Source organism: Streptomyces sp. NPDC052101, assembly GCF_040680235.1.
GTDB lineage: Bacteria > Actinomycetota > Actinomycetes > Streptomycetales > Streptomycetaceae > Streptomyces.
In genome coordinates, this window is record NZ_JBFAWH010000016.1 from 90,480 (window position 1) to 116,416 (window position 25,937).

Genomic DNA, 25,937 nt, shown 5'->3' on the forward strand with positions numbered 1-25,937 from the left:
AGGATCACCACGGCAGCCCCGCATTCGGCGCGTCGTGGAACCGGCTGGCGCCGGGTGCGCTCTAGGGTGACGCCGAGCGGCGCTTTTCGTGTGACTCCCCAGGGTGTTCTCACGACTCCTACGGGTGCCGGATTGGCTTTACCGCCGCAGGTAGGGGCAGGATGCGTCCCTGGGCGCGAGCGCATCGGCATCGCAGTGCCTCGGGCGGATCCGCCGCGTGGCACACCCCAACGGCAAGAAAAACACGGGAGTAACAACATGAACCGCAGTGAGCTGGTGGCCGCGCTGGCCGACCGCGCCGAGGTGACCCGCAAGGACGCCGACGCCGTGCTGGCCGCGTTCGCCGAGACCGTCGGCGAGATCGTCGCCAAGGGCGACGAGAAGGTCACCATCCCCGGCTTCCTGACCTTCGAGCGCACCCACCGTGCCGCTCGCACCGCGCGCAACCCGCAGACCGGCGAGCCCATCAACATCCCCGCCGGCTTCAGCGTGAAGGTCACCGCGGGCTCCAAGCTCAAGGAAGCGGCCAAGGGCAAGTGACCTTGCCGCCTCTGGGCCAACGGGACGGCACGGAGGCAGTGAAGCACTGATGGGGCGGCACCCGGATCCTTCCGGGTGCCGCCCCATCGTTGTGGCGCCGTACGGCCCTTGCTAGCCGAGCGCCTTGCCGGGCAGCTCCACCTTCGCGCCCAGCTCGACGAGCTTCTCCATGAAGTTCTCGTAGCCGCGGTTGATGAGGTCGATGCCGTGGACGCGGGACGTGCCCTCGGCAGCCAGGGCCGCGATCAGGTACGAGAAGCCGCCGCGGAGGTCGGGGATGACCAGGTCGGCGCCCTGCAGCCGGGTGGGGCCGGAGACGACCGCGGAGTGCAGGAAGTTGAGCTGGCCGAAACGGCAGTCGGAGCCGCCCAGGCACTCGCGGTAGAGCTGGATGTGCGCGCCCATCTGGTTCAGCGCGGAGGTGAAGCCGAGCCGGGACTCGTACACCGTCTCGTGGATGATGGACAGGCCCGTGGCCTGCGTCAGGGCCACCACCAGCGGTTGCTGCCAGTCGGTCTGGAAACCGGGGTGCACGTCGGTCTCCAGCGCGGTGGACTTCAACTGGCCGCCGGGGTGCCAGAAGCGGATGCCCTCGTCGTCGATCTCGAAGGCGCCGCCCACCTTCCGGTAGGTGTTCAGGAACGTCATCATCGAGCGCTGCTGGGCACCGCGGACGTAGATGTTGCCGTTGGTCGCAAGCGCCGCCGACGCCCAGGACGCGGCCTCCAGGCGGTCAGAGAGGGCGCGGTGGGTGTAGCCGCCGAGCTTGTCCACACCGGTGATGCGGATCGTGCGGTCGGTGTCCATCGCGATGATCGCGCCCATCTTCTGCAGCACGCAGATGAGGTCCTCGATCTCCGGCTCGACGGCCGCGTTGGACAACTCCGTGACGCCCTCGGCGAGTACGGCCGTCAGCAGCACCTGCTCGGTCGCGCCCACGGACGGGTACGGCAGCCGGATCTTCGTACCGCGCAGGCCCTTCGGGGCCTCCAGGTACTGCCCGTCCGCGCGCTTCTCGATGGTCGCGCCGAACTGCCGCAGCACGTCGAAGTGGAAGTCGATGGGCCGGCCGCCGATGTCACAGCCACCGAGACCGGGAATGAACGCGTGGCCGAGACGGTGCAGCAGCGGCCCGCAGAACAGGATCGGGATACGACTCGACCCCGCATGCGCGTCGATGTCAGCCACATTGGCGCTCTCGACGTGCGTCGGGTCGAGCACCAGCTCGCCGGGCTCCTCGCCCGGACGGACCGTCACCCCGTGCAGCTGGAGCAGGCCGCGGACGACCCGCACGTCACGGATGTCGGGAACATTGCGCAGGCGGCTCGGTGCGCTGCCCAGCAGGGCGGCGACCATGGCCTTCGGTACGAGGTTCTTCGCACCGCGGACACGGATCTCGCCCTCCAGCGGGGTTCCGCCGTGGACAAGCAGGACATCGTCGTTGACGGTCATGTATCTCGCGTTCCGATGAGTTGGGCAGGGGCCGGCCGATCACTGTGCGCAGGGGCCGGGAAGACAGGGTAATCGCCGATTACCCCCCGCCCGTAAGCCCAAGCGCCACCCAGCCACGTCATAGCTGTGTCACAACACGAACCGTTCCCTTTCGGGCACATGGGGTCACCGGACGGGGATGTGCGCCCAGGGCGCTTCCGTGCTCCCTGAGCTGCGTTCACTCCGGCCCCTCTGTTGGCTCCCCACCGCGGGGCAAGATGCGGGATCATGTCTGGCATGACCGAGGTGTCCTCGCTCACAGGGCGGCTGCTCGTGGCCACTCCCGCCCTGGCGGACCCGAACTTCGACCGCGCGGTGGTGCTCCTTCTCGACCACGACGAGGAGGGTTCCCTCGGCGTCGTCCTCAACCGCCCCACGCCGGTGGACGTCGGCGACATCCTGGAAGGCTGGGCCGACCTCGCCGGTGAGCCCGGTGTGGTGTTCCAGGGCGGCCCCGTCTCGCTGGACTCGGCGCTCGGCGTGGCGGTCATCCCCGGCGGCGCGAACGGTGACCTCGCCCCGCTCGGCTGGCGCCAGGTGCACGGCGCGATCGGCCTGGTCGACCTGGAGGCCCCGCCGGAACTGCTCGCCGCGGCCCTCGGCTCCCTGCGGATCTTCGCCGGATACGCCGGCTGGGGCCCCGGCCAGCTGGAGGACGAGCTGGTCGAGGGCGCCTGGTACGTGGTCGAGTCGGAGCCCGGGGACGTCTCCTCCCCGGCCCCGGAAAGACTCTGGCGCGAGGTCCTGCGCCGCCAGCGCAACGAACTGGCGATGGTGGCCACATACCCGGACGACCCGTCACTCAACTGATGTGTGTGCGCTTCAGTACCCTGGGGCTTATGAGCACTCTTGAGCCCGAGCGCGGGACTGGTACGGGAACCCTCGTAGAGCCGACGCCACAGGTGTCCCACGGCGACGGCGACCACGAGCGCTTCGCGCATTACGTCCAGAAGGACAAGATCATGGCGAGCGCCCTCGACGGCACCCCCGTCGTGGCGCTGTGCGGCAAGGTCTGGGTGCCGGGCCGCGACCCGAAGAAGTACCCCGTGTGCCCCATGTGCAAGGAGATCTACGAGTCCATGGGCAGCGGTGGCGACGACAAGGGCGGCAAGGGCGGCGACAAGTAGGGGCTCCGCACCTGGCCTGATCTCCGGGCCCTGGCGTGCTCGGTGCGCGCCGGGGCCTTCGGTGTGCCGCCGCAAGTGGTCGAGACCTCTTGTCGGCGCCTCCCGGACTCCGTAGCCTCCCCACGGGATCGTGCGGAACGGAACTGCCGTTGCACTCTGTGCAACGTGCGTGCGGAGGTGTCACCGGCGACATGAGCGACCAGCCCCTTTTCCCGGAACCCGATGCGGCGCTGATCCCCGCGCCGAGCCGCCTGTCGGCCTCGCTGCCCGGCGGCGGCACCGGATTCGTCATCGACGCGGGCACCGAGATCGACGCCACCGAGGGCACCGAGCGGGTCGCACGCTGGCTGCGGACGACCGTCGGCGCGGCGACCGGCCTGCCGCTGGCCCCGCACCGCGACAGCGGCTCCCGCATCCTGCTGCGGATCGACCCCGCCCTGGAGGACGAACTCGGCAGCGAGGAGGGCTACCGCCTGTGCGCCGACGGTTGTCTCATCTGCATCGACGGCGCCGGTGAGGCCGGGCTGTTCTGGGGCGCCCAGACATTCCGGCAACTGCTTGGGCCGCAGGCCTTCCGGCGGGCCCCGGTCACCCGGCGGACCGAGTGGGAGTTCCCGGCCGTCACCGTCCACGACGCGCCCCGATTCCGCTGGCGCGGTCTTCTCCTCGACGTGGCCCGGCACTTCATGCCCAAGGAGGGTGTGCTGCGCTATCTCGACCTGATGGCCACGCACAAACTCAACGTCTTCCACTTCCATCTGACCGATGACCAGGGCTGGCGGCTGGAGATCAAGCGGTATCCGAAACTGGCCGAAACCGCCTCCTGGCGGGCACGGTCGAAATTCGGTCACCGCGCGTCCCCCTTGTGGGAGGAGAAACCGCACGGGGGTTACTACACCCAGGACGACATCCGGGAAATCGTCGCCTATGCCGCCGAGCGGCATATCACCGTCGTCCCGGAAATCGACGTACCGGGCCATTCGCAGGCCGCCATCGCCGCGTATCCGGAACTCGGCAACACCGATGTCATCGACACCACCACCCTGGACGTCTGGGACAACTGGGGGATCTCCGCCAACGTACTCGCCCCCACTGACACCACCCTGCGCTTCTACGAGGGAGTGTTCGAGGAGGTCCTGGAGCTGTTCCCGTCGCGGTTCGTCCATGTCGGCGGCGACGAGTGCCGCAAGGAGCAGTGGACCGGGTCGGTGACCGCCAAGACCCGGATCGCGGACCTCGGACTCGCCGACGAGGACGAGCTGCAGTCGTGGTTCATCGGGCACTTCGACGCATGGCTCGCCGCGCGGGGGCGCCGGCTCATCGGCTGGGACGAGATCCTGGAGGGCGGGCTCGCCAAGGGCGCCGCGGTGTCGTCCTGGCGCGGCTACGGCGGCGGGATCGCGGCCGCGCGGGCCGGACACGACGTCGTCATGTGCCCGGAGCAGTACGTGTATCTGGACCACCGTCAGGCCCCGGGCGAGGACGAGCCGGTACCGATCGGGTTCGTGCGCACCTTGGAGGACGTCTACCGGTTCGAGCCCGTTCCGGCCGACCTCAGCGAGGCGGAGGCCCGGCATGTGCTGGGCACTCAGGCCAACGTCTGGACCGAGGTGCTGGAGGACGCCGCGCGCGTGGACTACCAGGCCTTCCCGCGGCTCGCGGCCTTCGCCGAGGTGGCCTGGAGCCGGCTGCCCGCCCCCGCACAGCGGGACTTCGCCGGCTTCGAGCGCCGTATGGGCGCCCATTACGCGCGACTTGACGCCCTCGGCGTCGCCTACCGGCCGCCCACCGGTCCCCGCCCGTGGCAGAAACGCCCCGGTGTTCCCGGCCGCCCGATCGAGGGGCAGCCGCCGGACAGGTGACCGTCCCGTCCAGGCGACTGTCCCGAACAAGTGCTGGAAAACCGCTCCAAGGGTCACCAAAGAGTGTCAATCGCCGCGCACCGGTGATGCCAGGCGAAAACGGACCATCTCTGCGGTGAGGTGGGCGAATGCCTCCTAGCGGACCCCCGCGTTCGGCCCTTGCGAAGATGTGCCAGAGTTGCCACGTCCGCCCTGTGAGCACGTACCGTACGGCCACACAGGTGGGACCAGGTGGGGCAGCGGGAAGGGGCAGCCGGTTTGACCACGCACGCACCGCAGGCGGCGCAGGCCGTCACGCTGCCCACGACGCTGGACGAGGCGGTGGCGGCCCTCGCGGCCGTGCCCACCGCCGTGCCCGTCGCGGGCGGTACCGATCTCATGGCCGCCGTCAACTCCGGACAGCTCCGGCCCGCCGCCCTGGTGGGTCTCGGGCGGATCAGCGAGATCCGCGGCTGGCAGTACCAGGACGGCCACGCGCTGCTCGGCGCCGGCCTCACGCATGCACGCATGGGCCGCCCCGACTTCGCGGCCCTGATCCCGGCGCTCGCCGCCGCCGCGCGCGCCGCGGGCCCGCCGCACATCCGCAACGCGGGCACCCTGGGCGGCAACATCGCCTCGGCCGCCCCGACGGGTGATGCGCTGCCGGTGCTCGCCGCCCTGGAGGCGACGCTGATCATCGCGGGCCAGGGCGGAGCCCGCCGGGAGATCCCGGTGTCGCACCTGCTGGCCGGCATGGAGATGCTGCGCGGCGGCGAACTCATCGGCTACGTGCGCGTGCCGCTGCTGCACGCCCCGCAGGTCTTCCTGAAGGCGACCGGACGCACCGGACCCGGCCGCGCGCTGGCCTCCGTGGCGCTCGTCCTCGACCCCGCCCGGCGCGGAGTGCGGTGCGCCGTCGGTGCCATAGCGCCGATGCCGCTCAGGCCCCTGGAGGCCGAGCAGTGGGTCGCCCAGCTGATCGACTGGGACAACGACCGCGCGCTGGTCCCCGAGGCGCTGAACGCCTTCGGCGAGTACGTCGCCGCGGCCTGCATCCCGGACCCGGCACCCGAGCCCGACGGCTCGGTGCCCCCGCTTCCGCCCGCCGTACTGCACCTGCGGCGCACCGTCGCCGCACTGGCCCGACGAGCACTGGGGAGGGCGCTGTCGTGACCGACGACCAGCACGGAGAGGGCACGCCCCAGGGCGGCGGACGCTGGGACCCGCTGCCCCAGGGCGACTACGACGACGGCGCCACCGCCTTCGTCAAGCTCCCCGAGGGCGGCATCGACGCCCTGCTGAACGGCGACAGCCCGCTGGCCGCGCCCGGGCACGGCTATGTGCCGCCGCGGATAACGGCCGTCCCCGGCACCGGCGACCCCGCCGCGGCCGGCACCTGGGCCGCGCCCGCGAGCGGCGTGCAGTGGCCCGACCCGAACGCCGCGCCCCAGCCGCAGGCCGCCGACGACCGGTTCACCTACCAGCCCGGCGCGACCCAGCAGTGGACCTTCGAGGAGCCCGCGGCCCCGGCCGCGCCCGGACACGACGTCACCGGGCAGTGGTCGATCCCGGTCGCCGGCGGCGATCTCCCCGACGAATCGGGCGAGTTCACCACGTCCTCCCTGGTCGAGCAGTGGGGCGGCACCCCGCCGGCCACGCTGCCCGGCGGCGCGCCCGCGCCCTGGGCGACCGAGGAGGCGGGCGGCGCCTGGGGCGGGCCCGCGGACCCCGGCCACAGCGGTCACACCGTCCTGCCCGACCACACCGACGCGCATCCCGCGGGTGGTTCGCCCGAGCCGGCCGCCCCGGGCGGTGCGGCGGCGCAGGGGTACGCGCTGGACGAGCGGTATGCGCAGGACGAGCGGTACGCGGCGGATGGGCAGTTCGCCCCGGATGAGCAGCATGCCCCGGACGAGCGCTACGGGCAGAGTCCCGCCGGCCACGAGGCGCCCGGTCACGAGGCGGCCGGGCACGAGATGCCCGGTCAGGAGGCGCCCCGGCGGGTAGAGCCCGGGCGGGCGGACGCCGGGCATGAACCGGTCGGTCAGCCGGATGCCGGGCCCGTCGACGCCGCGCACGCGCACGTCGAGGCCGGTCACCCCGGCGAGTTCGCCGAGCCGGCGGAGCCGGTCGCCGAGCCGGGTGCCGAGCGAGTGTCCGTGCCGGACATCGACGGCCATGGCCTCGCGCAGGCCCCTGAGCGCCCCGCTGACGGCCCCGCAGGCCACGACGGCACACCAGAGCCCACCGAGGCCCCGCGGGCCGCCACAACGCCCGTCACGGCCGACGCGGCGGCGACCGCCGCCCCGGCAGCACCCCGGACCCCGGCCGCAGCAGCCGTACCGGAGCACACGCCCGACGCGCCCGAGGCGACCACACCGGACGGGGGTGCCTCCCAGGCCGTTGAGGCACCGGGGGAGGACGACACGCCCGAGGACGCCGCCGAGGCCACCGCGCCCCGGCCGGAGCCGGCCGCCGCCGAGGAGCACTCCGCTCCGCTGCCGCCGCACGACGACCACCCGCTCGCGTCCTACGTCCTGCGCGTCAACGGCGTCGACCGGCCCGTCACCGACGCCTGGATCGGCGAGTCGCTGCTGTACGTGCTGCGCGAGCGGCTCGGTCTCGCGGGCGCCAAGGACGGCTGCTCGCAGGGCGAGTGCGGGGCCTGCAACGTCCAGGTCGACGGCCGTCTGGTGGCCTCCTGCCTGGTCCCGGCGGTCACCGCGGCCGGCAGCGAGGTGCGTACGGTCGAGGGCCTGGCCGTCGACGGACAGTCCTCCGACGTGCAGCGCGCGCTCGCCCGGTGCGGTGCCGTGCAGTGCGGTTTCTGTGTGCCCGGCATGGCGATGACCGTGCACGACCTGCTGGAGGGCAACCCCGCGCCGACCGAGCTGGAGACCCGGCAGGCGCTGTGCGGCAACCTGTGCCGCTGCTCCGGCTACCGGGGCGTCCTGGACGCCGTCAAGGAGGTCGTCGCCGAACGCGAGGCGTCCCACGCCGGCCCCGGCGACGCCGAGACGGACGCGGACGAGGTCCGTATTCCCCACCAGGCGGGCCCCGGCTCCGGCGGCGTCAACCCGTCGGCGTTCGAGGCGCCGGGCGCGTTCGACACGCCCCCGGCCGGTGCTGTCGGCTACGGCGACGCGCCCGATCAGTACGGCGCGCCCGACCCGTACGGCACGCCGCCGCACGGCACCCCGGGGCCGCACGACCCGCACGGCCCGCACTACGGCCAGGACGGAGGCCAGGCGTGAGCAACGAAGCCGCCACGGCGACGACCGCCGCGGAACCCGCTCCCGAGGCGGAGCCGTGGCCGCACGGCATCGGCGCCTCCCTGCCGCACGCCGACGCCCGCGCCAAGACCGAGGGCACCTTCCCGTACGCGGCCGACCTGTGGGCCGAGGGCCTGCTCTGGGCGGCCGTGCTGCGCTCCCCGCACGCGCACGCGCGCATCCTGTCCGTCGACACCAGCCACGCGCGCGAGATGCCCGGCGTACGCGCCGTCATCACGCACGAGGACGTGCCCGGCACCCCGCGCCACGGCCGGGGCACCCCCGACCGGCCGGTGTTCGCCTCCGAGGTCGTACGGCACCACGGCGAGCCCATCGCCGCCGTCGCCGCCGACCACCCGGACACCGCGCGGATGGCCGCCGCCGCCGTCATCGTCGAGTACGAAGTACTCGATCCCGTCACCGACCCCGAGCAGGCCTTCGAGGCCGAGCCGCTGCACCCCGACGGCAACCTGATCCGGCACATCCCGCTGCACCACGGCGATCCGGAGGCCGCCGGCGAGGTCGTCGTCGAGGGCCTGTACCGGATAGGGCGCCAGGACCCGGCGCCCATCGGTGCCGAGGCAGGTCTCGCCGTGCCCCGTCCCGACGGCGGCGTGGAGCTGTACCTGGCCTCCACCGACCCGCACGCCGACCGCAACACGGCCGCGGCCTGCTACGGCTTGTCCCCGGATCGGGTGAAGATCGTCGTCACCGGGGTGCCGGGCGCCACCGCCGACCGCGAGGACCAGGGCTTCCAGCTGCCGCTCGGCCTGCTCGCGCTGAAGACCGGCTGCCCGGTGAAGCTCACGGCGACCCGCGAGGAGTCCTTCCTCGGCCACGCCCACCGTCACCCGACCCTGCTGCGCTACCGCCACCACGCGGACGCCGACGGCAAGTTGGTGAAGGTGGAGGCACAGGTCCTGCTGGACGCGGGCGCGTACGCCGACGCCTCCGCCGACGCCCTGGCCGCCGCGGTCTCCTTCGCGTGCGGCCCCTACGTCGTCCCGAACGCCTTCATCGAGGGCTGGGCCGTACGCACCAACAACCCGCCCTCCGGCCATGTGCGCGGCGAGGGCGCGATGCAGGTGTGCGCCGCCTACGAGGCGCAGATGGACAAGCTGGCCAAGAAGCTGGGCCTGGACCCGGCCGAACTGCGCCTGCGCAACGTCCTGGCGACCGGCGACGTGCTCCCCATCGGCCAGACGGTGACCTGCCCCGCCCCGGTCGCCGAACTCCTGCAGGCGGTACGGGACTTCCCGCTGCCCGCCCTGCCCAAGGACACGCCCGAGGAGGAGTGGCTGCTGCCCGGCGGGCCCGAGGGCGCGGGCGAACCGGGCGCGGTGCGCCGGGGCGTCGGCTACGGCCTCGGCATGGTGCACATGCTCGGCGCGGAGGGCGCCGACGAGGTGTCCACGGCGACGGTCAAGGTCCACGACGGAGTCGCCACCGTCCTGTGCGCCGCGGTGGAGACCGGCCAGGGCTTCACCACCCTCGCCCGGCAGATCGTCCAGGAGACCCTCGGCGTCGAGGAAGTCCACGTCGCCCCGGTCGACACCGACCAGCCGCCGGCCGGCGCGGGCTGCCGGGGCCGGCACACCTGGGTGTCGGGCGGCGCGGTGGAGCGCGCGGCCAAGATGGTCCGCACCCAGCTGCTGCAACCCCTCGCCCACAAGTTCGGCATGTCGACGGAGCTGCTCCAGATCACGGACGGCAAGATCACGTCGTACGACGGTGTGCTGTCGACCACGGTCACCGAGGCGATGGACGGCAAGGAGCTGTGGGCCACGGCGCAGTGCCGACCGCATCCCACGGAGCCGCTGAACGCCTCCGGCCAGGGCGACGCCTTCGTGGGCCTGGCCTTCTGCGCGATCCGCGCGGTGGTCGACGTCGACATCGAGCTGGGCTCGGTCCGCGTGGTGGAGCTGGCGGTCGCCCAGGACGTGGGCCGGATCCTCAACCCGACCCAGCTGGCCGCCCGGATCGAGGCGGGCGTGACCCAGGGCGTGGGCATCGCCCTGACGGAGAACCTCCGTACGCCCCGCGGTCTGATCCGCCACCCCGACCTGACCGGGTACGCCCTGCCGACCGCGCTGGACGCCCCGGACATCCGGATCGTCAAACTGGTCGAGGAACGCGACGTCGTGGCCCCCTTCGGTGCCAAGTCCGTCAGCGCGGTCCCGGTCGTGACGGCACCGGCCGCGATCGCCTCCGCGGTCCGCGCGGCCACCGGCCGCCCGGTCAACCGGCTCCCGATCCGCCCGCAGGCAGCGGTGGTGACACCCCAGTGAACCCCCGACACCACCGTCGGCACCGCTGACCACGTACGGACCGGGTACGGCGCAGGTACGGCGCGGGCGATTCCCGCCGACGCGCAACGGGCCCGGGGCGCCTGACGTCCTTCCTGGTGAGGGCCGTTGTCAGTGGGGCGGCGTAGTGTGCTGAGCAGTGGGGGCACGCCCACGCATGGACTCGCACACGAACCGACTGATGTGTGCACCGACGGGGAAGATCGCGGGGGAGCGATGAGCACGACCGACGCCGGGGTTCCGGCGATCACGCTGACCGAGGCGGAGCTGGACCGCTATGTCACGCACGCGCCGACGCGCGGCCTGCTCAGCGGCTCCGGACTGCCCGCGGACACCGACCTGCTGACCTTCTCCCCGCTCCGCAGGCACGGCCTGCGCACGCTCGCCGACGCCGCGGACGGCCCGTTCCGCGTGGCGGAGGAGCTGCGGGACCGGCTGGTGATAGGCGAACTGCTCAACCCGGCGGGCATGGCGCGCGAGTCCATCCTGCTCGACGGCGGCACCGGCGAGCTGACGACGGCCTACCTCTCCGACCCGTCCGGCGCCCGCCCCTTCGCGCCCTGCCTGGACACGCTGCTGCGCTTCGCCGCGGTCACCGAGGAACTGGCCGGTCTGCGCGGCCGTTTCGCCTCGCTCGCCGGGCAGTACGGCCCAAGGACGGCGGCCGAGGCGACCCGCCGGCTGCTCTCCCTCTTCGAGGAGCGCACGGGCGGCGAGATCCCGCCGTACTGGAAGGCGGCGGCCCTGATCCGCCCGCTCGCCCTCGCCACGGGTCCCGGCCCGGCGTCCGGGCTCACCCTGGACGTCCCGGCCCGCCTGCTGGACCAGGAGTTCGGGCACGGCCGGGTGGCCCGCTTCGAGGAGGTCGACTTCCCGCCGACGCTCACGCACGAGCCGACCCGGCGCTTCCTGCGCGAGACCGGCCTGCCGGAGGAGACGGTCCTCTTCCACGCCGACACGGACGTCCCGCTGCCGACACTGCGGGAGTACGCCACCGACGAGTACGCCGGCGACCACCCCCTCGGCGAACTCCCGGCCCACGCCGACCACTTGATCCGCCTCGGCCGCCTCATCGAGGACACCAGCCTGGTGGTCGACGGCAGAACGGGCGCGGTGCTGACCTTCAGCGAGCCGCAGGCGACGCTCCACCCCCTCAACACCGACGTCTCCACCCTCGCCTTCACGCTCTGGCTCCTGCACCACGAGCGCACCATCGACGAGCACCTCGGCCGTGAACTGACGACCCGCGCCTACGACCAACTGGCCGCGGCCATGCTCCACACCCTGACCACCCTCGACCCCACCGCCACCCTCCCGGACACCCCCTGGCACTACTGGACGGAACAGCTCCGTGACGAGACGGGCGGGGCACTCTAGACACCGAAGGGCGGCACCCGTCCCTTCCGGAGGGGTACCGCCCTTGCCAGAGGCCGTGGCGGGATTCGAACCCACGTAACTCGCTTTGCAGGTTTGTCCGGGCTGGTCGGGGTGTGATCCGGAGTCGTTCGCTGGTGTTCAGACGCGTGCGGTAGTTGCCTTCGCAGGGATACGGTGGACGGCTCTGCACGGCCGCGTACGGCGATGAACGAGACGGAAACTGAGACGGGCACTACCCTTCACGGCGCCGCAGAGTGCGTGGTTCGCACGCCCGTGAGTCGGCACGGCTGCGGACGCTGCGGCTGGCCCCGTAGGCTGACGCCGAGACGATGTGTAGCCAGGGAGGGGAAATGGTTGGATGATATGGGAATTTGTGGTTCCCGGAATCCCGCTTTCGGTTAACTCGAAAGATGCGAAGAAGAAACAGCGGTGGATCGAGCATGTTCGCACGTGCGCCACTGAGAAGCTTCCAGTAGACGGATTTCCGCTGCTGAGTGATGTTTCTGTATCGGTTACGTACTTCCATACTGGGTCAACCGATGTGGATATCGACAACATTTTGAAGCGCATCATCGATGGGCTGTATCCGGAAGTTATGATGGATGATGCGCAGATTCAAGACGTGTCGGCATCTAGAAGAGATATGTTGGACGGCTGGTTCAAGAATCCACCATCGATTATTCTTCCATATCTGGTCTCTGGCGAGCCGTTTGTTTACGTGACGATATATGGCGCTATGCCGCAGGAGGAGTTGCCGTGGATTGGCAAGATGCAACAGTGAGGGCGCTGCGCGAACGCCAGGAAAAGCTTCCTCCTGGATGGGTGATGTATATCGGGGTGGTCGGCACTGACCTCCTCCCTGATGATTTTCCGGCCGATGGTCCGCAGGAGTTTGACGCGGTAGCGGTGGGGCCAGACGGTAGCGGTATCGTTTTTGAGGTCATTCACCAGAGGGCTCTCAACTCTCAGGTGAAAGTGGCTCGCATTGACAGGATCCGTAAGCTGCTTCATAGGTTCAAAGGTTGGGATGTCGAGGTCATTGTTCTCCCTCCCGCTCCTCATCTGGCCAACGCGGCCGAGATCAAGGAGAGGCTCCAAGCGGTTTCTGACCTCCTGGAGTCCGCCGAGTCTTCTGGGAGCCAGGAACTTTTGCGGGCTGCGTTCGTTCTAGCTTTTTCCGTGCTGGAATGGACTCTGGCTCGACACTTGGAGGGGGACTCCAATTTGTATCGCATGGGCGTCCGTCAGATGGCCGAGAAGATGGTTTCCGAAGGTCTTATCTCGGAGGGTATCTATCGCGATATTCGTGAACTCCAGCCTATCAGGAACGGAATTGTCCACGGGCTTTCAGTGGGGGCTGTCGTCGACGGTGACACCATTCGTCACGTCATGCAAATGACACAGGCGGTAAATGCGGAGATTTCCCAGGCGCAGACATCCGCGAACGGGGCTGAGTAGTTAAGCTGCTGTGGCAACCTTGGCATCGAGCGATGGAGCAACGCGAGAGGAGTTGAAGTGCCGGAGGCCAGTCCGCGCGGAACCTTTCTGGTCATTGCGGAAGCGCTACGGAAAGAGATCAAGGAGGGCGAGCCCCTGCCGTCTGAGGCGGCACTCATGCGTTCGCACAGCGTCTCGCGGAACACGATCCGTCGCGCGCTCAAGGTCCTCGAAGCTGACGGCGTGGTTGAGTCCGCGCCCGGCATCGGGTGGCGCCCGGCACGGAGCGGCGATCGGCGATCTCTCGATGAACGCATGGTGGATGTGATCACGGAGGATTCATTGTCGGTGGGCGACGCGTACCCGTCGGAGGCGAAACTGTGCGAGCGGTTCGGTGCGTCCCGGACCGCTGTACGGCGCGTCCTGGCGCAGATGGAAGGGAACGGCTTGCTCGCTACCGTTCACGGGAAGGGGCGCACAGTACGTGCCCTCCCGACTCCCACCGCGCGGCCGTAGTCTTGGCCGACATGGGACTGACTGAGTGGGCTTACGGGCTCTCCGAGACGATGCTGTCCGAACCGCTGCCACGCCGCTGGGCACATTCGCTCGGGGTCGCCAAGCGTGCTCGCTCCCTGAGCCCCATCCTTGGCGACGACGCGGAGCTGCTGGAGGCCGCCGCCGTGCTGCATGACGTCGGGTACTCGCCGGCCATCGCCACCACTGGCTTTCACCCATTGGACGGCGCGCGGTTCCTTCGGGATCAGGAGCGAGCAGACGAACGGGTAGTGCGTCTCGTCGCCCATCACTCTTGCGCTCTCCTGGAAGCAGAAGAACGGGGACTGAGGCAGGAGCTGGAGGACGAGTTCCAGCTAGAGCGTCCGGACCTGGTCGACGCACTCCTCTACTGCGACATGACGACGACGCCGGACGGGACGCAGACCACGCCGACCGAACGGCTGGACGAGATCGTGCGGCGATACGGCCCGGACACGATCGTGGGGCGGTTCATCCAACGTGCCGCCCCGGAGATCCACGCGGCGGCCGACCGGGTTGGGAAGCGGTTGGCGCAAGCCTCTACGAGCGATCAGCCGATGTAGGGCTCTCGCCGCGTCTCGTCTAGCCCGTGCCTGATGCGAAGCATCATCGACGGGTGGATGTCCAATCCATCGAGGTCCGCTGGGTCGACCCAGCGGACCTCTTTCGATTCGTTGCTCGTACGTAGGGAACCGCCCACGCGGTGGGCCCGGAAGCAGATGGAGAACTGTTGCCGGACCTCTCCGTCGTCATAGGCGAGCACGTGTTCAGGGTCGGTGTAGAGCCCGACGATGTTGTCGACCTCGACCTGAATGCCGGTCTCCTCCAAGACCTCCCGGACGACCGTGTCACGGATGCGCTCGCCGATGTCGTGGCCTCCGCCGGGCAGCGCCCACAGATCGTTGTCGGTCTTGTGGATGAGAAGAAGTCGTCCCGAGTCGTCCCGGACAACCGCTGTCACCGAGGGCACGACTGAGTTGGCCTTCGGGGCGTTCGGGTCGCGGAAGTAGTCGATACGGCTCATCAGTGCTTGCCTTCCCAGTCGGCGGGCGAGGAGATAGGCCGGGCAGATTCCCAGACCCGTTCCACGCTCTCAGCGTAGGCGTCGAACAGTTCGCCACCCGGCACGCGTCGTAGGTGCAGCACCGGTGCCATGTAGGCGCCAACGCCGTAGATGTGGCCGTTCGCCAGCATCTCGTCGTCGGCTCGGTAGATCGAGTTGTAGAGGGTCGTGTCGTGCAGGCGGAACTCGACGCCGGGAAGGCCGAAGAGCGGGCCGTAGTTGACGAGGGCGTTCCGGACCTTCGCCGCCATCGCTGGACCGATCCCCTCGTCGTCTCCGCGTACGGCCACCGCTGGCGACGCCGGCTCCCCCAGCAGGAAGCGGATCGGTACTCCCTCGGCTGACTTCTCCTTGACGATGCGGTGGAACGTCGCGTCTTCGGTTAGCCAGAACCCGGAGTACACCAGCACATCGAACTGTCGCCTCGCCTTGGAGTACAGGTCGGTCCAAAGGGTCTGCATCACCACGGAGCGGTGCGGATAGAGCCTGACCAACTCCGCGTTGCCGGAGGCTGTGACCTCTGCGGACGTCCGTTCGTCCGGCCACAGGTACGAGACCTCGCACTTCAGCAGTGAGGCGGTCGCGTACTGGAAGCGGCGGTACGGCTTGCGCTCGGGATCGTTGATCCACCGTTCGACCGTCTTGGGTGCCACTCCGAGCCGTTGGGCCACCTCATCGAGGGTGAGGCCCAAGTCCACTATGGCGCCCCTCAGTCGCTCGTTCGCCACGCCAACCTCCGCCTCACTGGGACGACTTGGTACGACTTCACGCTAGCTAAGAGCGACCCAAGCCGTACAGGTACGGGGTCGCTCGTCGTCGGCGCCGAGGCCAGTCTGTAGGTACATCGAGCGCGAGGGTCTCGCTGAACTCCACAAAGCCGAAGGGCTTGACGGGGCGAACCTTCCTCTGCAAGATGAGGAACACGTAATACATGTTCCTCATGCAGGACCCGGATGGCTAGGCCCGGATTCCGTCCTGCGAAGAACTCAACAGAGTGCCGACCCAGCCGCCTGAACACGGGCGGTCGATGGGTGCGGGTCACCACCCCGACCGCCCATGTCGGGCCGGGTGACCTGCCCGGATCCGCTCACCGGAGCGGTGACGGCATTGCGTGATCTGACACCACAGAACCTTCCGCGGGCCGTACGGGCTCGCGCTGAGCACCAGTGCTCACGGTCCCCGACACCGGCGCCGTACGCGGCGGTGGGTGCCGGGTGGCCGTGAGCGCTCGTACACGAGACGCCGACGCACACGGCTCGCGCCTTCCCCGGGGGGAGCTCCCGGGGCCGCCGTTCGGGCCGTTCAACTGTGAGGAGAGACGTCGATGAAGTACATCGTTGCTGGTCATGAGGCCGTCACCGACGCGGAGTTCGCGGAACTGGCGTTGGGCACCCCGGTTGAGCTGTGGCTGGGTGTCGAGGGCGAGACGGCCGAGGAACGCGCGGCCCGCCTGGATGCGGCGCGCGACATCCTCTCCGACCCCCAGTTCCGCGACCTGCCCGACGACCTGATCCGCCTGGCCGCGCGGGTCGTCGACGACAACCCGGAGCTGTTCAACGTGGTCCCGCTGGTCCGCCCCACTCGCCGTCGCCCGGCGCGCAAGGAGGTTGCTGCATGAACGAGGGTCTGACGTTGGACGACGTGGCCGCGCCGCTGCGGGCGCTGCGCCTGCTGGCCGCGGACTTCGGGCACCTGTCGGCACCGGCCGTGCGGGTGACCCCGATCTACCCGGAGCGGCTGGAGCTGGCGTTCCATGACGACCTGGCCGGGTTCGAGGGCTGGCGGGACGCGCTGGGCATCGCGCCGGACGCGGTGACCCACGGCACGCAGAGCGGCGGCCGTACGCGCGTGCTGCGGTCGTCCGTCGAGTACGCGGGCGCTGGGCTGGAGCTGGTGGCCTACGCCCCCATTCCGGCTGAGGCGCTGGTGGGAGCGGTGGCCTGATGTCGGGGGCGTTCGGCAAGTGCTTCGACCCGACCGGCGCCCGCTATGGCATCCCAACTGGAGTTCACGCGGGTTCCTTGAGACGTACCGCGGTCGCATCTGTGCAAGTACGCAGGTGAGCACCCTGCACCGGGCGAACCAGCGAGCGCACGAGGTTCTCGCGCTTACGGGCAGATTCCGCGAGCTGAGCCGAGAACTTGCCCGTGAGCGCGGGAATCCGGAAGTCGCGCGTCAGTCAATCCACGCCTCGCCGTGTCGATGCCGGTCCAACCCCACCGCTGAGAACTCATCCTCGCCGGCGCTTGCCACTACGCCCAACCGCCGCAGCGCTTGAGAGATCGGACTGCCAGCTGGCGGGAAGGGCTGGCCCTCCTCCACATGGAGCGGGCCCAGCACGATGGTGCCGCCATCCCACACGGCAGCCCGCTGCTCGCCCACGCCGCCGAAGTACTCAGCTTCCACGTAGGCCACCGGCCCACCGGCTGACCAGGCAGCGAGGGCCTTCTCGAACCCTCCTGGCAACCCCCAGAACCCCAACGCGCCAACGCCGCTGCCGTCTGCGACGGAATCGAACAGGGCGTCCGTCATCGGCATCAGCGACAGGCCCTGTCCGATCGACGCCAGCCGAGCGGCAGGCAGGTCCCGCGCCGCACCACGCAACGCCTCCCCATCAGCGATCACTGCTCGCAGGTCGTAACCCATCCCAAAGCCCCCTCCAGATCGGAGGCCCCATCTTGTCCCACACAGCGAAGCGGAACCCGCGCGGTACCCCCGTCCAGAACCACCACACCCCCAGCGGGTTCTCACCGGTCCACCGTCCAGATCCCCCGAACCCGCTGGTTTCCACCTACCCGTGGCGGCTGGCCCCGGACGGCTTGGCCACCCGCCGGCAGCTTCGCGAGCGGGGCTTACGGCCGGGTGGTCAGCCGATCGCGGCGCAGGTCATGCGGGTCAACCGGCGGGCCGGAGGCGTGCGGGTCGGCTACCTCTACCGCGTCGACCGCGCCAAGCCCGTGCGGCCGATGACCTCCCGCAAGTGGGGCGCGCTCGCGCTGGCCATGCTCGCGCGGCGCACCTGCCCCCGCTGTCGGCTACTGCATCCCGCGCTCCTACGGCATCTGCGGGATGTGCATCGTCACCGAGGAACAGCGCACCACCTGACCTGATCGAGACAGGAAGGCCCGATGAACGACACCCGAGAACGGTCCCTGAGTAGGGGCCAGGCACTCGTACTGAGTGCCGCCGCAGTGCCCATGGTCGCCTTCGGCGGCTTGGGCGCGGTCGGCACCTACAGCAACATCACCTCCGTGTTCCACCGGTCGGCCACCGCACTGGGTGTGGTCGCGGCCGGTGAGGGCGCGACGCTCGTTCTGGCCCTGGTCCTGGTGGGGCTGACCATGCTGGGACAGTCCTCCCCGGCGGCCGTGCGGGTCGGGCTGTGGACGCTGCCCGCCGTGGCCTCCCTGACCGGTGCGGCCGTCGCCACGACGACCACGGAAGCGGTGGTGTTCGCCGTCACCCCGATGGCCATGTGCGTATCGGCGGAGGGCATGGGCCTGCTGGCCCGCCGCATCGTGGTCTACCGCACCGGCGTGGACGCCGAAGCACAGCGCCGCAACGCGGCCGTCATGCAGCGGCTCGCCTACCACCGGGCCCGCGCCGCGAACCACCCCGACGAGGGCGCCCGCAATGACTCCGAGCGGGAGTCGTGGAAGCTCGCCAAGAAGGTGGGCACCGGTGACGCTCTGCTCGGAGCGCGTCTGGTCGACGTGCAGCGCGAGCGGATGACGGACGGCGCGGACGCCGCGCTCGCGGGCATGTTCGCCCTGCCCGTCACGGCCCCCGTCACGGGCGTGACGGCCGCGCCTAAGCTGCCCGCCGTCGAGGGCGCGGAGGAGGAGGGCGTCACGCCCTCCGTGACGGCGGAAGACACGCAGGTCACGGCCGAATTCGAGACCGTTCCGCCGGAGCCCGTCACGCCCGTGACGCCTCCCGCGGAACCGCCCGTGACGCTGGAAGAAATCGCGGCCGTGGCCGGGGTGCCCACCCCGCAGGCCGGCGAGCCGCTGACCGACGCTCAGCTCGTCGTCGTCCTGCGGCACCTGCGCTACACCGACGACCCGCCGCTGTCCTACCGCCAGGCCGTGACCGCCTTCCGTGAGGGCGGGTTCGTCGGCGGGGAACAGCGCGTGCGCAAGGCATGGGGCTCGCTGATGTCCCACGAAGAATCCGAAGCCTGATCAGCCTCCGGCACACACCAATGAGGACCAGCCCAGTGGAAGTGGGCTGGCCCTCGTTGCGACTGCCGGAAGCAGTCGACCGCACCAGTGAAGCAGACCCGGTGAGCCCCGGCGAGCGGCACCTTCGCAGACCCGGCGAGCAGACCCGGTGAGCTCCGCCCCGGCATCCGCCCGGGGAACAGCGCACCGCCCCCATCACCCCTCCGACCAAGGAGTTTCACTGTGTCCAGCCGTACACGCGCCCGCGCGGTGAAGACGGCCGCGGGTGTCCACACCGTCCACATCCCGCGCCAGCGCGGGCGCCGGCGCGCTCAGCCGTTCGTGGTCGTCGTCCCGGAGCACCCCTCCCTGACCCGTGAAGCGCTCGGCTTCCTCGGGCGCATGCTGTGGCGCTTCCGTGGCGCGCTCGCCCCCACCTTCCTGGCCCTGCTGGCGTGGCCGCTGACCGCGATCCTTCACGCGCTCGCCTGGTGGTCCGGTCTGCTGATCGCGCCCTTGGCCGCCGTCCCGGCGCTGTGGCTCGGCTTCGTCCAGATTCGCCGACCGGCGCGCGCCGCTGCGGTCGTCTGGCGGGCCGGTCTGGCTCTGCTCTCCACGGCCGGGTTCGTCTGGCTGGCGCTGGCGGCCGGGTTCGGGCCGCTCGCTGGCCCGCTGCCCTTGATCTGGCTCCTGGCCTGGCTGGTCGCTCAGACCGCGTGGCTCATCGTCCGCTCACACTGACCTGAGGAGATTGTCAGATGGCAGACAACGGATCCGCCAACCGGGCCGCGAACCGGCGCTACCGGGAGGCTCAGCACGCAGGCCGGCCGCTCATCGACGGAGCCAACGGCTCCTACGCCAAGGGTGCAGTGAACAGCAAGAACTTCGGCGCGTCGTTCGCTCCGGGCTTCACCCTCAACATCAACGCGGGCAACAAGACCACCAATGGCACGGGCGCGCCCGGTGGTCGCGGCGGTGGCTCGCGCGCTGAATCCCTGCTCCCGGCTCCGGAGTTCGGCTCGCCTGCGCAGGTGCGGCAGTACTGCAACACCCTGCGCGCGGCCGCCGTGACGCTGTCCATCGAGGTGGCCATGGGGGCGGAGATCATGAAGGGCGTGCTGGCCGCGGTCCCGGACCCGGAGGGGCGCCCGTTCGGCTCCCGGGCCCGCGCGGCGAAGGTGGCCCGCAAGTTGCAGAAGTCCGCCGATGCGCTGCGGGATGCCGCGAAGAACGCCGCGGCCTGCTACTCGACCTTTCAGCAGCAGTACGAGGAAGAGATCAACCGCGTCCGTCACCGTGCCCGCAGGCCGCAGCAGCCGGTCATGAACTGGGCTCAGCAGTAAGGAGGTCTCATCGATGGTTGAGCGCGACGCGCAACATCAGCTTGCTGAGCTGCTGGAACTTCAGCTCCGGGGTGGCTCGGACGCCGGCGGGGTGGGCAAGTACCTGCTGCACCGGGCCAAGCCGCACATCCCGCCGTGGCTCGGGTGGGCCGGGACCGGCCTGGCCGGGGTGCTGGGTCATCTGCGGTGGGCCGACAGCGCACCGGCGGCCGTGGGCCTCACGCTGGGGTCGGTGGTGCTGACCGGCGCCACCTGGCTGATCGGCAAGAACACCAGTCAGCAGCGGCGCCTGCACTCAGCCATTACCGTGGCCGCGGGCTCCGCCTGGCTGACCGCGGCATGCCTGGCGGGCCCGACGGCGAGTCCGGTCGGAGACCTGTACCTGATGGGCGGGCCCGCCCTGGCCCTGTCCTGGAACGTTCGGATGGTGCTGCGGCACAGTCCGGACGCGTCCGGCGAAGGCTCGGACAAGGGGCTGTTGGAGAAGGTGGGGCTGGCCAGGGCGCAGATCGGCAATGCGAAGGTGGAGCCGAACCGCGTCACGGCGCCGGTCGCGCTGCAAGCCGGTGTGCAGACCAACAACGACATGACCAAGGCACTGGGGAACATCGCCTCCGCCCTGGACCTGCCGACGTCGGCCGTCCGCTATACCCCGGATCCGGGCTCTGCCCGGCGCGGGGAACTGGTCATCGTGCCGGAAGACATGCTGGCCGAAGTCGTCGAGTGGGAGGGGCCATCGAACCTGGGCGGCTCGATTGCTGAGCCGCTCGTCATCGGCCGGTACGACGACGGCGCCCCGCTGGTGATCTGGCTTCCGGGCGACCCTGAGGCGGGCCGCAACTCCACACACGTCCTGGTGGCAGGCGGGACCGGCTCCGGCAAGGGCGACACTGCCCTGAACCTGCTGACCGAGATCCTGTCCCGCCGGGACGTGATCGTGTGGTTCTCCGACCCGAAGGCGTTCCAGGACTTCGCCGCCCTGCGCCCCGGGCTGGACTGGGGCGTCGAGGGCGGCACGCCCACCGAAGTCATGGTGGCGTCCGTCGAGGCGGCGATCCCGGCGCGTACGCGCTGGCTGGGTGCCCACGGCTACCGGCAGTGGGTACCCGAGGCGGCGCAGGCGCAGAACAGCCCGGAGCACACCTGCCGCGCGGACGGGCGGCCGTGTGGCTGTGCGGGTATGCCGTTCCTGGTGGCCTGGTTCGAGGAGGCCGCCAACACCCTGCGCACGCTGGGGGACGACGCGTTCACCGGCATCGCGCAGGAAGCCCGCTCCGCCGGTATCTCGCTGATCGTGTCGCTTCAGCGGCCGTCGTACGACCAGATGTCCACCAGCACCCGCGCTTCACTGCCGTCGGTGATCGCGCTGGGCTGCGACGCACGCGACGAGGGGTTCTCACTGCCGGACGAGGTCTTGGCCGCGGGCGCCCACCCAGGCGCGTGGGGCAACCGGCGTCCGGGCTACTGCTACGTCGTCTCGCCCGGCATCCCGGAGGACCGCTACCCCTCCCCGGGCCGCACCCGGCGCTTCACGCACCGGGCGGTGCCGGTCATGGAACTGCTCGCCACCTGGGCACAGCGCAACGGCGCGCACGCCGACCCCGTCACCGCCGGCGCCGCCTCCAGCGTCGCCGGACGCGCCTACACCGGCCGGGCCACGTCCGGTACCGAGCAGCCGACGGCGCTTCGGGCCGTCGAGCAGGAGGAGGACGACATGGAGCAGGGCGGCTTGCTGGTGGACCCGGAGGACCGGGACATCGACCCGGAGGCCGATCTCCCCGCGTCGCAGGAGGGCGACGACGCCCCGATCTTCGGGCAGGAGACGGGCCGTAAGCCGTCACCGGAGGAAGCGCGCCGGCTGTTCGCGGACGCGCTGGCGGAGTTCGAGAGTGAGGGTCGGATGATCGTGGGCCCGAAGGACTTCACCGACTGGTGCGACCGGCACAACCTCTCCCGCTCCTGGGTCTCCCTCCGGCTGAAGGAAGCGGCGCAGGAGGGCCGGTTGGAGGCGACCAACACCACCGGCCGGTGGCGCATCATCCCCGCCCTCACAGCCGCCTGACACCCGTAACGCGTTACGGCCGCCTAACACCCAAACCCCTAGGCAGGCACGCGTGTTACCCGCCCTAACAGCGGCCGGTCGCGCGGCCTAACACCTGCTCGTAACACCCTCCCGCGGGCCCGCGCTCACCCCTGGTGGCGCGGGCCCGCGGCCATCCCGAAGGGAGTTCCCGTGAGCCACCCCGAGCGGCCCGCGGCCGTCGAAGTCCACCACCCCCAGCCGATCACCGTGCACCCGCCCACCGCGCCCCTGGTGCCGGTGCAGCCTGGCCCTCCGCCGGCCGTGCAGAGCATCGTCCTGCCCGACGGCCGCGTTGTCACCGGCTACGCCCTCACCCCCGTGCCCGCCCCGGTGCCGGTCGACACACGGCCGGCCGTCTCGCGGACGGCGGTCAACATCGCGCTCGGAGGCATCGGGTTCGGCGCGGTGTGCGGCGGCCTGTTCCTGCTCACCTCGTTCATCGCCGCCCTGACCGCGTTCATCACCCAGCTCATCATCCTGGCCGCCGTCATCTTCGGCGGCTGGATCGCCGTGCAGATCTTCGGCGCCACCGGCCACCACGACCACGGCGGGACCACGGTCAACATCCGCAAGGCCGTCATCAAGCGCAGCCACTTCCACGGCTGACCACGCAGACAGGTGACCCGTGTTCGAGATCCGCGTCATCTGCGAGCCGGACGACGCCGACCGCGTCAGCCGGGCCCTGGTCGCCGCGTTCGACACCGGCCCGGCACGCCAGTACCCCACCCGCGACGGCAAGCGCACCCGCCTCTACTTCACCGCCGACCACCGGCCCGCCACACCTGAAAGCGAGTGATCACATGTCATTCGGAGAGACCCCGATCACCATCATGGGCAACCTGACCGCCGACCCCGAGTTGAAGTTCACCACGTCCGGCCAGGCACTCGCGCGCTTCACCGTCGCCTCGACCCCGCGCACCTTCGACCGCGAGTCGAATCAGTGGAAGGACGGCACGTCCACGTTCTTCCGCTGCGCCGCCTGGCGCACCCTCGCGGAACACGTCGCCGAGTCGCTGGGCAAGGGCTCGCGGGTGGTGCTGTCCGGCCGGATCCGTCAGCACGACTGGCAGACCCCGGAGGGCGAGAACCGCTCGATGCTCGCCGTCGAGGTCGACGAGATCGGCGCGTCCCTGCGCTTCACCACCGTTCAGATCAACGGCAAGCGCACCAGCGGCGCCGCCCCGTCCAGCGACCCGTGGAACACCGGCGACAACCGACCCGAGCCGGGCAACGAACCGCCGTTCTAGATGCGCCCGGGGCGGCCACCGTCTCGCCAAAGTCCATGGCCGCCCCGGCTTCCTTGTCCTGACCACAGAAGCAGGAGAGCCGGTGCTGTTCTACCTGACCACCCACAAACGGCACTGGGTCACGCGCACCCGAGTGCCGCTGTTCCTCAAGTCCGAGCACTTCGCCGCAGCGCGCACGCTGCCCGTCGCGCTGGGCCGCTACGCGGTCGACTCCGGCGGGTTCTCGGAGCTCCAGCGGCACGGCCGCTGGACGCGCACCCCGCGGCAGTACATCGGCGACCTGCGCCGCATCTGGGAGGGCGTGGGCCCGTTCGACTGGGCCGCGCCGCAGGACTGGATGTGCGAGGACGTCATCATCCACGGCGGCACCGTCGGCGGACAGCGCTTCGTCGGCACCCACCTGAGCGTGGGCGACCACCAGCGCCGCACCGTCGCCAACTACCTGGAACTTCGCTCCCTCGCTCCGGACCTGCCCATCGTGCCGGTCCTGCAAGGCCGCACGCTCGCCGACTACGAGCGGTGCGTGACGCTTTACGAGCGCGCCGGCGTCGACCTGGCCCCGGAGCCCACCGTGGGTCTCGGCTCGGTGTGCCGGTTGCAGTCCACCCGCGAAGGCGCCGCGATCGTCACCGCCATGGCCGCACACGGCCTGCGGCTGCACGGTTTCGGCTTCAAGACCCTGGGCCTGGAACGCGTCGGCCACCTGCTGACCTCCGCCGACTCCGCGGCCTGGAGCTACCACGCCCGCCGCAGACCGCCGCTGGACGGCCACCCGCACAAGAACTGCGCCAACTGCCTGCCCTACGCACTGCGCTGGCGCTCCCGCGTCCTGGATGCCCTGCCCACCTGGCAGCAACCCGCCCTCGACGCGGCCTGATCGCCCGGGGCGGCCACCGTCTCGCCAAAGTCCGTGGCCGCCCCGGCTCCCTTGTCCTGACCACAGAACAGGAGACCACCCAGCATGACCCACCCCATCCCCATCCGGCGAGTCCGCGGCCGTCCGCCCCTGCTGGACGCCGCCCTCAACGCTGCCGCGCGCGGCTGGCACGTCCACCCGCTCCGCCCCGGCAGCAAGGCATCCGCCCTGCACGGCGAACACGCCTGCCCCCACACCGGCGAGTGCGCCGGCGGACACGTGAAGTGGGAACAGCGCGCCACCACCGACCCCGACCGGATCCGCGCCGCGTGGTCCGCGGGCGCGTTCAACGTCGGCATCGCCACCGGGCCCTCCGGCCTGGTCGTCGTCGACCTGGACGTACCCAAGCAGAACGGGAAGGGCAGTTCGGACGCGCCTGACGGCGCGACGACCTTTTCGGCGCTCTGCGAGCGCGCCGGAGTGCCCTGGCCGACTACCTACACGGTGCGGACGCCCTCCGGCGGCATGCACCTGTACTTCCAGGCGCCGCCCGGCGTGCGTCTGCCCTGCACAGCCAAGACCGTGGCGCCGAACGTCGACACCCGCGCATGGGGCGGCAACATCGTGGCCGCGGGCAGCGTCACCACGGCCGGGGCATACGAGGTGACCGACAGCGCGTCCGTGGCGGTGCTGCCCGCGTGGCTGCTGCACCGTCTCCGGCCCACGCCCACACAGGCCCCGACGCCCGCGCCGGTGCTGATCCCTGGCGGGGCCACCCGCCGCGCTGCGGTGGCGCTGGAGCGGGAGGCCGCACGGGTCAGGAAGGCGCCGGAGGGGCAGCGGCATGACCTCCTGCTCAAGCGCACGATCGCCATCGGACGCTTCGTCGTCTGGGGAGAGATCGCCCGAGACGTGGTCGAGGAGGCATTTGGGGCGGCCGGTGAGGCGGCCGGACTGCCGGCGGCCGAGTGTCGCGCCACGATCCGGGACGCGCTGGCCTACTCCGCCCGTACCTGCCGCGCCCGGGAGACGGCATGAGCCACAACCCGCCCCGCCCGCAACCCAAATGCCCACCGGACACGGCCGGACGGGCCGATTCCGCCATCAGCGCGGCAGGCACGGCTTCCGGGTGCGGCCAAGGAAAGGCCGCCCGTCAGGGCGTCCTTTCAGCCCTTCCCCCCGACCGGCACGCCAGCGGCCCGACCGGCGGTGACGGGCGCTTCGCCGTGGCCTGGCTCCACATCCGCGCGCCGCGCG

General features: G+C 70.7%; 27 protein-coding genes and 1 pseudogene. 24 read left to right on the plus strand and 4 right to left on the minus strand.

Annotation, left to right across the window (positions count from 1 at the left end; translation table 11 throughout):
* The first annotated feature begins 258 nt into the window (after nt 1-258).
* On the plus strand, nt 259-540 hold the full coding sequence (locus tag AB0L75_RS26950) for an HU family DNA-binding protein (protein ID WP_014673024.1): 282 nt from the start codon (nt 259-261) through the stop codon (nt 538-540).
* A gap of 111 nt (nt 541-651) precedes the next feature.
* Here AB0L75_RS26950 and murA read toward each other — a convergent pair whose 3' ends face one another.
* Entirely contained in the window at nt 652-1,992 is a 1,341-nt protein-coding gene (gene murA / locus AB0L75_RS26955) for a UDP-N-acetylglucosamine 1-carboxyvinyltransferase (RefSeq protein WP_365185550.1), read from the minus strand.
* 276 nt (nt 1,993-2,268) lie between these two features.
* Here murA and AB0L75_RS26960 point away from each other — a divergent pair, with 276 nt between their 5' ends.
* The 11 genes from AB0L75_RS26960 (at nt 2,269) to AB0L75_RS27010 (ending at nt 14,488) form a co-directional block, all read left to right on the plus strand.
* Nucleotides 2,269-2,841, plus strand: coding sequence for a YqgE/AlgH family protein (locus AB0L75_RS26960; protein WP_365185553.1), 573 nt, complete (start codon nt 2,269-2,271; stop codon nt 2,839-2,841).
* A gap of 29 nt (nt 2,842-2,870) precedes the next feature.
* Entirely contained in the window at nt 2,871-3,158 is a 288-nt protein-coding gene (locus tag AB0L75_RS26965; protein WP_031225798.1) for a DUF3039 domain-containing protein, read from the plus strand.
* 191 nt (nt 3,159-3,349) lie between these two features.
* Nucleotides 3,350-5,020 carry a beta-N-acetylhexosaminidase gene (locus AB0L75_RS26970; protein WP_365185556.1) on the plus strand — a complete coding sequence of 557 codons (1,671 nt, stop codon included), beginning with the start codon at nt 3,350-3,352 and terminating at the stop codon, nt 5,018-5,020.
* Between the two features lie 258 nt (nt 5,021-5,278).
* Entirely contained in the window at nt 5,279-6,172 is an 894-nt protein-coding gene (locus AB0L75_RS26975) for an FAD binding domain-containing protein (RefSeq protein ID WP_365185557.1), read from the plus strand.
* Complete coding sequence (locus AB0L75_RS26980) at nt 6,169-8,253, plus strand: 2Fe-2S iron-sulfur cluster-binding protein (RefSeq protein WP_365185560.1); 2,085 nt, start codon at nt 6,169-6,171, stop codon at nt 8,251-8,253. The genes AB0L75_RS26975 and AB0L75_RS26980 overlap by 4 nt, the downstream gene beginning before the upstream one ends.
* Nucleotides 8,250-10,559, plus strand: a complete 2,310-nt coding sequence (locus AB0L75_RS26985; protein WP_365185562.1) for a molybdopterin cofactor-binding domain-containing protein — start codon at nt 8,250-8,252, stop codon at nt 10,557-10,559. Before AB0L75_RS26980 ends, AB0L75_RS26985 begins: the two co-directional genes overlap by 4 nt.
* A gap of 234 nt (nt 10,560-10,793) precedes the next feature.
* Nucleotides 10,794-11,954: an SUKH-4 family immunity protein gene (locus tag AB0L75_RS26990; protein WP_365185564.1), complete on the plus strand. Its 1,161-nt coding sequence runs from the start codon at nt 10,794-10,796 to the stop codon at nt 11,952-11,954.
* A gap of 358 nt (nt 11,955-12,312) precedes the next feature.
* Entirely contained in the window at nt 12,313-12,735 is a 423-nt protein-coding gene (locus AB0L75_RS26995; protein ID WP_365185567.1) for a RusA family crossover junction endodeoxyribonuclease, read from the plus strand.
* Nucleotides 12,711-13,412, plus strand: a complete 702-nt coding sequence (locus tag AB0L75_RS27000; protein ID WP_365185569.1) for a hypothetical protein — start codon at nt 12,711-12,713, stop codon at nt 13,410-13,412. The genes AB0L75_RS26995 and AB0L75_RS27000 overlap by 25 nt, the downstream gene beginning before the upstream one ends.
* 57 nt (nt 13,413-13,469) lie before the next feature.
* Nucleotides 13,470-13,907 carry a GntR family transcriptional regulator gene (locus AB0L75_RS27005; RefSeq protein WP_365185571.1) on the plus strand — a complete coding sequence of 146 codons (438 nt, stop codon included), beginning with the start codon at nt 13,470-13,472 and terminating at the stop codon, nt 13,905-13,907.
* Nucleotides 13,908-13,918: 11 nt separating this feature from the next.
* Nucleotides 13,919-14,488, plus strand: a complete 570-nt coding sequence (locus AB0L75_RS27010) for an HD domain-containing protein (protein ID WP_365185573.1) — start codon at nt 13,919-13,921, stop codon at nt 14,486-14,488.
* On the opposite strand, the gene AB0L75_RS27015 is transcribed toward AB0L75_RS27010, so the two are convergent.
* Nucleotides 14,476-14,949: an NUDIX domain-containing protein gene (locus AB0L75_RS27015; protein ID WP_365185576.1), complete on the minus strand. Its 474-nt coding sequence runs from the start codon at nt 14,947-14,949 to the stop codon at nt 14,476-14,478. The two genes, AB0L75_RS27010 and AB0L75_RS27015, sit on opposite strands and share 13 nt — an antisense overlap.
* Nucleotides 14,949-15,716, minus strand: a complete 768-nt coding sequence (locus AB0L75_RS27020) for a helix-turn-helix transcriptional regulator (RefSeq protein ID WP_365185578.1) — start codon at nt 15,714-15,716, stop codon at nt 14,949-14,951. The genes AB0L75_RS27015 and AB0L75_RS27020 overlap by 1 nt, the downstream gene beginning before the upstream one ends.
* Before the next feature lie 596 nt (nt 15,717-16,312).
* Between AB0L75_RS27020 and AB0L75_RS27025 the strand changes: the two genes are divergently transcribed.
* Nucleotides 16,313-16,606 (plus strand): hypothetical protein, encoded by a 294-nt coding sequence (locus tag AB0L75_RS27025; protein WP_365185581.1) that lies wholly within the window; start codon nt 16,313-16,315, stop codon nt 16,604-16,606.
* Nucleotides 16,603-16,932 (plus strand): hypothetical protein, encoded by a 330-nt coding sequence (locus AB0L75_RS27030; protein WP_365185583.1) that lies wholly within the window; start codon nt 16,603-16,605, stop codon nt 16,930-16,932. Before AB0L75_RS27025 ends, AB0L75_RS27030 begins: the two co-directional genes overlap by 4 nt.
* Before the next feature lie 231 nt (nt 16,933-17,163).
* On the opposite strand, the gene AB0L75_RS27035 is transcribed toward AB0L75_RS27030, so the two are convergent.
* Nucleotides 17,164-17,634, minus strand: a complete 471-nt coding sequence (locus AB0L75_RS27035; RefSeq protein WP_365185586.1) for a hypothetical protein — start codon at nt 17,632-17,634, stop codon at nt 17,164-17,166.
* A 134-nt stretch (nt 17,635-17,768) separates the two neighbouring features.
* On the opposite strand from AB0L75_RS27035, the pseudogene AB0L75_RS27040 reads away from it, so the two are divergent.
* The 10 genes and pseudogenes from AB0L75_RS27040 to AB0L75_RS27085 all read left to right on the plus strand — a co-directional run bounded on the left by AB0L75_RS27040 (nt 17,769) and on the right by AB0L75_RS27085 (nt 25,718).
* A pseudogene (locus tag AB0L75_RS27040) lies at nt 17,769-18,093 on the plus strand (RRQRL motif-containing zinc-binding protein).
* A 23-nt stretch (nt 18,094-18,116) separates the two neighbouring features.
* The gene (locus AB0L75_RS27045) at nt 18,117-19,172 is read left to right on the plus strand and encodes a hypothetical protein (RefSeq protein WP_365185588.1); all 1,056 of its coding nucleotides are present in this window, start codon (nt 18,117-18,119) and stop codon (nt 19,170-19,172) included.
* A gap of 222 nt (nt 19,173-19,394) precedes the next feature.
* Complete coding sequence (locus AB0L75_RS27050; protein WP_365185590.1) at nt 19,395-19,892, plus strand: hypothetical protein; 498 nt, start codon at nt 19,395-19,397, stop codon at nt 19,890-19,892.
* Between the two features lie 17 nt (nt 19,893-19,909).
* Complete coding sequence (gene traA, locus AB0L75_RS27055) at nt 19,910-20,494, plus strand: plasmid transfer protein TraA (RefSeq protein WP_365185592.1); 585 nt, start codon at nt 19,910-19,912, stop codon at nt 20,492-20,494.
* A 13-nt stretch (nt 20,495-20,507) separates the two neighbouring features.
* Nucleotides 20,508-22,556: a plasmid transfer protein TraB gene (gene traB / locus AB0L75_RS27060; RefSeq protein WP_365185595.1), complete on the plus strand. Its 2,049-nt coding sequence runs from the start codon at nt 20,508-20,510 to the stop codon at nt 22,554-22,556.
* Between the two features lie 171 nt (nt 22,557-22,727).
* Complete coding sequence (locus AB0L75_RS27065) at nt 22,728-23,183, plus strand: hypothetical protein (RefSeq protein WP_365185598.1); 456 nt, start codon at nt 22,728-22,730, stop codon at nt 23,181-23,183.
* A 19-nt stretch (nt 23,184-23,202) separates the two neighbouring features.
* On the plus strand, nt 23,203-23,373 hold the full coding sequence (locus tag AB0L75_RS27070; RefSeq protein WP_365185601.1) for a hypothetical protein: 171 nt from the start codon (nt 23,203-23,205) through the stop codon (nt 23,371-23,373).
* 4 nt (nt 23,374-23,377) lie between these two features.
* Complete coding sequence (gene ssb / locus AB0L75_RS27075; protein WP_365185603.1) at nt 23,378-23,824, plus strand: single-stranded DNA-binding protein; 447 nt, start codon at nt 23,378-23,380, stop codon at nt 23,822-23,824.
* Nucleotides 23,825-23,906: 82 nt separating this feature from the next.
* Nucleotides 23,907-24,701: a hypothetical protein gene (locus AB0L75_RS27080; RefSeq protein ID WP_365185605.1), complete on the plus strand. Its 795-nt coding sequence runs from the start codon at nt 23,907-23,909 to the stop codon at nt 24,699-24,701.
* Nucleotides 24,702-24,785: 84 nt separating this feature from the next.
* Nucleotides 24,786-25,718, plus strand: coding sequence for a bifunctional DNA primase/polymerase (locus AB0L75_RS27085; RefSeq protein WP_365185607.1), 933 nt, complete (start codon nt 24,786-24,788; stop codon nt 25,716-25,718).
* Nucleotides 25,719-25,937: the final 219 nt, after the last annotated feature.